The organism is Mycobacterium sp. E796 (genome assembly GCF_001672815.1).
Classification (GTDB): domain Bacteria; phylum Actinomycetota; class Actinomycetes; order Mycobacteriales; family Mycobacteriaceae; genus Mycobacterium.
The window spans coordinates 20,700-27,106 of the sequence record NZ_LZKK01000188.1; the positions used below are offsets into that span (position 1 = coordinate 20,700).

5 protein-coding genes are annotated in these 6,407 nt (G+C 67.2%); 1 reads left to right on the plus strand and 4 read right to left on the minus strand.

Annotation, left to right across the window (positions count from 1 at the left end):
- Positions 1-4: 4 nt before the first annotated feature.
- On the plus strand, positions 5-415 hold the full coding sequence (locus A5706_RS13780; protein WP_067015197.1) for a F420-dependent biliverdin reductase: 411 nt from the start codon (positions 5-7) through the stop codon (positions 413-415).
- A 361-nt stretch (positions 416-776) separates the two neighbouring features.
- Here the strand turns inward: A5706_RS13780 and A5706_RS32270 are convergent, their stop codons facing one another.
- From A5706_RS32270 to A5706_RS13795, 4 genes are all read right to left on the minus strand, one after another.
- Positions 777-1,040, minus strand: a complete 264-nt coding sequence (locus tag A5706_RS32270; protein ID WP_082964357.1) for a hypothetical protein — start codon at positions 1,038-1,040, stop codon at positions 777-779.
- Between the two features lie 12 nt (positions 1,041-1,052).
- Complete coding sequence (locus A5706_RS13785; protein ID WP_068131431.1) at positions 1,053-3,746, minus strand: hypothetical protein; 2,694 nt, start codon at positions 3,744-3,746, stop codon at positions 1,053-1,055.
- A gap of 63 nt (positions 3,747-3,809) precedes the next feature.
- On the minus strand, positions 3,810-6,056 hold the full coding sequence (locus A5706_RS13790) for an alpha/beta hydrolase-fold protein (RefSeq protein ID WP_068131440.1): 2,247 nt from the start codon (positions 6,054-6,056) through the stop codon (positions 3,810-3,812).
- 35 nt (positions 6,057-6,091) lie between these two features.
- Positions 6,092-6,407 (minus strand): M24 family metallopeptidase (locus A5706_RS13795; protein WP_156767110.1); only part of this gene is annotated, 316 nt, incomplete at its 5' end.

Below are 6,407 nucleotides of genomic sequence, written 5' to 3' on the forward strand. Positions count from 1 at the left end.
GGTGATGGCGAATACCACTACGCGGCTGACCGACGATGCGCTGGCCTTCCTGTCAGAACGTCACCTGGCCATGCTGACCACGCTGCGAGCCGACAATTCGCCCCATGTGGTCGCCGTCGGTTTCACCTTCGATCCCAAGACGCACATCGCGCGGGTGATCACGACCGGCGGGTCGCAGAAGGCCGTCAACGCCGACCGCGCCGGGGTGGCCGTGCTCAGTCAGGTCGACGGCGCGCGGTGGCTGTCGTTGGAGGGCCGGTCCAAAGTGAACAGCGACGCCGACGCGGTTCGTGACGCTGAGCTCCGCTACGCCCAGCGATACCGGACTCCCAGACCCAATCCGCGGCGAGTGGTCATCGAGGTTCAGGTCGAGCGGGTGCTGGGTTCGTCGGATTTGCTGGACCGGAGCGAGTAGTTAGCGCACTCGAACCATCGTCTAATCAAATAGCGTTGTGCAAACGCTCAATAGAGGTCCGCACTTAGTGGTTAAAGGTCAAATCCGCTCAAGAAATCCCGGGAGTCGTCGGTCACCTGTCAGCACCGCTGCGGACGTTCGTATTCGGTACCAGACGTGTCGTCCCCAAACTTCGGGGACACGTCTTTGACGCGGTCTCTCGGAGCCACGGCGTCTATTTTCTTCTCGAACTCGTCAAACATATTTTCCGCGCGCGCCAACTCCACGTTTTTCGGCGGTGGGATGCCCGTCTCTTCCGGTGTGGAAAATGTCTTGCCCGCAATCTCTTACTCATTCGCGTGTCTCCGCGCAGGTCGCTTTCCTACACCGGAGTTCCACGGTTATTCCCTGGTCTTTGCAAAAGTAAATCGTCGTGCTCCCGCCTACGGCAAGCCTCAACGAATTCAATCGCTGCATCCTTATCGCGCAGGAAATCGTGATATTGGTCCGGGGTGAGCTTGTAGTATTCTTCGTAGTCGACGATGCCGTTGCTAACGGGTATCGAGGCATAGTGGCTGCCCGACGTCGACTCGACACCGATCGAGTATCTGTCTTCTCTTGAAAAATACGTATCGTCAAATTTCATTTCCGCTCTTTTCTAGTCGAAGACATCGGTTACAGTGTAGTCGTCTGGCGGTATCTGTCCGCCATCAACGACCGCCTCGGAAGCGCCATTAGGCAGGCGCCCCCCAGGAATCCATTGTTCGTTGGCGCCCGCCTCATTACCGGACGGAATCCGGAGATTAAATTCCTTCGGGTCGGAGATATCGATTCTTACGATCTTATTCGAATCAAGGAACCTTTCCGGCAAACCGAGCTCATTCTCCATTGCACGCAGGTCGCCTTCAGTTGCCTGTATCATTGCATCAGCTTCGGTTTTAGGCATTACAAATGAGGTGCCGTCTCTTTGCGCAATTCCATATTTCTCAAGATTGCTTTCCGGCATAAATCTAGTTGCACCATCTGCGAATTTCTCAAGATGGTTGTGAATATATTCTGGGGAGAGGTATTCCGAAGGGTCAGGGCGACTGCCCTTCGGGGTGGCGATGATTTCGTCGCGCTTTTCCGCGCTCATCCCGTCGGATGATTGGTCTTCACCATGAGGCTCGGAGCCATCGCCTGCTTGGTGAGGCATGCCATCGCCTGGCGATCCGCGCGAGTGTCCGCCCGGGGTACGCCCGTCACCCGGTCCGTGCGGTCCCCCACCATGCGGTGGCCCACCGTGCGTTCCTTCACCCGCGGGACCGCCGTGACCGGGCCCGTGCCAGCCGCCACCCGGCAGCTCAGTCGCACGACCTTCCGGCAGTGTCGAGTGCGGCGCTGCAGAAGAGAGCGACGGCGGCGATGAGTGCGACGCGACGGCCGCGGGTTCGACCGGAGCCCCACTCGGCGCTGCCTGCACCGGAGTAGGCGAATGATCCACCAATTGCGGAATAGTCGAAGGCGCGCTGTCGGCCGCTGCAGGGGGAACGGATGGCGCATGCGATGCGGGCGCAGCTGCCGGCACGGGCTCGCGCGGACCACCCGCGGGCACGGAGGCCGGCTCATGCGGACCGCCCGCCGGCGCTGATACCGGTTCACGCGGACCACCCGCTGGCGTCGGCGGACCACCGGCGGGTTCGTGCGGACCACCCGGCGAAGCATGCGCCGGTGCTGGCGCGGCACCGGCCGGATCGCGCGGACCGCCTGCCTCGGCCGGCCCAGGCTCGGCAGTCGGCCCGTGAAGCGCACCCGGTGGCGCATCAGGCGCACGTGGCGCGGGCCCGACCGGCGCGTCAACCGGCTTCGGAGGCAGTGCAACGGGCTGGCCACCGACCGGAGGCTCGATCTTGGGCAGCTCTCCGGTCACGCCTTCGAGGTCTTTGGTCAGGCTGCTGCCCTTCCCGGCGATATCGGCCAGTGCACCGCGAGGGCCCACCACACCCGCGAGCCCATCGGCCGCTCTGCCGGCGGCACGCTCCGCCTGCGCAGCCGCCTCGGCGCCGCGCGCGGCTGCCCCGGCCCCATCGGCCGCGGCGGCCGCTTCACCGCCTCCCGGAATGAACAGCGTCGCGACGTCGAAAGCGTTCTCCCCGAGCCCCAATCCTGGGCGAGCTGTACTCCAATCATCAATGTGCAGAACGCCTTTCAGCTGCTGCAATTGAGCTTCGCTGGCCTCCTGCGGGTTAATCAGGGCGTTGAAGATGCTTCCCTTCCAGAGGCCTTTCCCCAGCCCCGCCCAGGTCGAAGCCGCGCCCTGGGGATCTATGAGGAACCACCGCGGGTCGAGGTCCGCCATGGATGTCGCCATCCCGACGGCGCCCTTCAGAACTCCCTCGTTGGCGTTGGCAAAGACATCGAAACCCGTTGCCACCTGGTTTCCGACCGCGTCTCCCAGAAACTCTTTGAGCTCGCGGCGCACATACTTCTCCAGCTTGACGACCAGGCCGTCGACGACCCCCAAACCCAGCTTGATCGCCTGTTCGGACGCCCGGGCTTCCCGCCCCAAGTTGTGAAGCACGTCGTTGACGTCCTTGGCGATCTTCTTGATCTCGTCGAGGGCGTCCCCTTTGACGATCAACATCAGGTCGTGCCCCAGGTCGGTCAGTGAGCCCAGCCGGTTCAGCAGGTCGCGGATCGCGTTCTGCGCCTGCCCCACCTCGTTGGCAAAATTGTCGAGCGCGGTCGCAATCTTCGAGGAAGCTTCGAAGATTTGCCCCATCCCGGTGGCGATGTGCGACAACGCCTCGTCGATCTTGCCGCCCTCGGGTATCTGCTGCGCAGCCAGCAGCGACTTCGATGCGTTGAGTGCACCCTGCATCCCGATGACCGACGTGGCGAAGCCCCGCCAACTTGCCGCAGCCGCGTGCATCCCGGCCACGTCGCCGTCCGGCCACAGGGAGTCGACGAACGACTGCACCACCGCCCACAGCAGTGGCGGCGGCTCCCCTTTCCCCCAAGTCCCCGGCGGGCCGGGCGCCGAGATCTTGGCCGGCTCTGCCGGGGCCTGCAGCGCGCCGTCACCGCCACCCAGCGTGGACGCCGCTTCGGCCTTCGAATAGTTCGACGCACCCTGCTGTATCAGGGCCCCGCTCTGCCGGCATGCGTTGACCGCGGCGGCCGCGGCCTTCAGCAGCGACCCGGCCGCGTCCTGGTACCCGAGGCCGAACACTTCGCCGGCGGCATCCAGGCCGGTGTGGGCCGCGAAACCCGCCGTCAACACGGTCAGATTGGCGGCCAGACCATCACCGGCGGCAGCCACGGCGCTGCCCGCGGCGAACAGCGCCTGAGGATCGACCACCAAGGGCACCACGCGCGAAATTCTCGCCCAGGCCGACGCGCGACGCTATTCACCCAGCTCGCAGGCCCAGACGACTCATCTAGCGACGCGCAACGTGATCCGGTGCCGCCCCGCCGGCACCGCGACGGTGGTCTCGGTCGGTTCACCGTCGAGTTGCACGGAAGCCCCGTCGGGCAGCCCGCCGAGCGTGATCCGCGCGGCCTTGTCGGTGGTGACCGTGATCGTCGACGACGGCAACGCGGCCAGCCCGGCGCGCGCAACGTCGACCGTGAGGCCGGCGACCCCGCTGAGGCGCAGTGTCAGATACGGCAGCGCGCCGACAGGCCGGCCGACTTGCCAGTCCAGCTCGCTGTACAAGCCGGGCGTCGGCTCGAAGTTCAAAAGCACGCCGCGGTGGTGGCGAATCGTGTGCGTCGGGTCCGGTCGGGCATACGACCGCGCGTCGACCTCGGCGACGGCCCCGCGCCGCGCGGTTACCGAGGGATCGGCGGTCAGCTCCGAGAGCCACCACACCTGGTGCGGCCCGATACCCAGATCCGCCCGCACCAATTGCGGATACCACGCGAACGTGATGTGTCCCGGATCCGCTTGGCGCAGAACGGTTCCCATGTGGGCGATCGGGTCCTCGAACTTGTCCTGAAGCACCCAGGCGAGGTGATCCTCGAGCGGATAGACGGTGAACCGGTGGCGGTAGCCGAGCCGGTCGAGTTCGAGCACCTGCTCGGCCGCCGACGCGAACGGCACCAACTCGTCGACCAGCCCGTGGGCGATGACATACGGCAGCCAGCGGGCGTTCACCAGCAACTTCCACGTGTCACCCTCCCGGGCACAGGGCGAGTCCGGGTCGAGGTCGGCCGGGATGTCGACGTCGGGAATCAGCCGCACCCCGCACGCCGGCGGCCCAGCCAGGACCACCGCCTGCGAGAAGACCTGCGGATAGCTCAACCCCAGCTTGTAGGCCGCGTACCCGCCCATCGAATAGCCGGATATGACAGTGCGATTGGGGTCGGTGCCCAGCTGTTCGGCGACCCGCGCCCACACCTCCCACACGTCGAGCTCCCCGGTGTCGAAGTACCACGTCGACGGGCCCCGGGCCAGCGGGGTGACCACCACCGAGTCGCGGCCCTCGCACACCTCGTGCAGCAGCCGCGGGTCGATCGCCGCGAACTGGCTCTGGCCCAAGGCAAGCGAGTGCAGCAAGAGCGTCAGCGGCAGCGCGCGGCCCGGCGTGTAGCTGGACGGCAGGCACACCGAATACGGCTGCACGCGCCCGAGGAACTGCGGCTTGGTGCTCAAGATGTCGTCGCCCGACAAGCCCTGACCGAGTTCCACCGAGGACACGTACCAGCGGGTCGACGGGCCGGTGACCACCGGCTCGGGCTCGGTGTCGCGGGCCGCCAGCCGCTCCCACGGCACCGTCACCGCGAACGCCGACACGTCGCCATGCGTCAAAGCCGCGGCCTGGGCCGAGTCCGACCAGAAGTTCAGGTGCGGCGGCTCCTGCTGGTTGGTGCGAAACGCGACGTTGTAGACATTGGGCTGGCCGGGCAGCGCACCGTGTTCGGCGGGCACGTCGGCGAACCCGTCCCCCGCCGCGTCGGCCAGCCCGGCGGCCAGCCGGACCGTCCAGCTCCCGTCCGGTTCCACCACCGACCGCGGGACCTGCGCCAGAAACGACCGCGACTGCATGTCGACGCTGTGCTCGACCGGCGTCGTCGCCTGGGTGGTCAGGTCGATCAACGTGGCGCCGCGCCCCGACAGCAGCAGGGCCGTGTCGATGCCCGCCGAGCGCACGCCCGCCCCGGCCGGCCAGTCGGGGGCGGCCGTGCGGGCGGGGTCGGTGTCGAAGGTGAACAGCGCGACTGGCACCGAGGCGTCCAGCAGGGTGTTCCAGTCGACCCGCCACCAGGTGTGGGTGTCGGTGAGCCCGATGGCCACGCGGAAGATGTCGGCGCCGTTGTGGGCGGCCGGCCCGCCGGGATAGACGTAGGTGCCGCGCGGCGGCGCCTGGATCTTCAGGTCCCCGACCGGGAGGCCCGTCGCACCGTGGTCGTCGTAGAGGAAGTCCGTCCAGAACAGGGCGCCGCCGGCCAGCCGGCCCGCGCCGCAGGTGCGCGGAAACTCCTCTCCGAACGGCCAATTCGACGGCACGGGCAGGCGCGGCTCGGGACGGCGCGCGGCCGGCGGCACGCCCTCGGGCATGCCGTCGACGACGACGAGCTCGCCGGGCGGCGCCGGCGCCGGCGCCGGAGGGTGCAGCACCGCGTCGGCGACGTGGCGCGCGATGCGCAGCGGGAGCAGCGTGAGGTCAAGGATCGACACGTCGCCCAACCTACGCGGCGCCACCGTCCTCCCAGCTAGGGCGCGGGCACCACGATCAACTCGTGCGGCTGGTTGTTGACCGCCAGGGCGCCGTCCTCGGTGACGACGACGATGTCCTCGATCCGGGCGCCCCACCGGCCGGGGAAGTAGATGCCGGGCTCGACGGAGAAGGCCATGCCCGCCGCCAACGGCAGGTCGTTGCCGGCGACGATGTACGGCTCCTCGTGCACCGACAGACCGATGCCGTGCCCGGTGCGGTGCACGAAGAACTCCGCGAGCCCGGCGTCAGCCAGCACATCGCGGGCGGCGGCATCGACCTGCTCGGCGGTGACGCCCGGGCGGATCGCGTCG

What these genes read in the sequence shown, in the direction of transcription:
- A5706_RS13780 (WP_067015197.1), top strand. Translation starts at nt 5, where the DNA reads ATGGCGAATACCACTACGCGGCTGACCGACGATGCGCTGGCCTTCCTG.
- A5706_RS32270 (WP_082964357.1), bottom strand. Translation starts at nt 1,040, where the DNA reads ATGAAATTTGACGATACGTATTTTTCAAGAGAAGACAGATACTCGATC.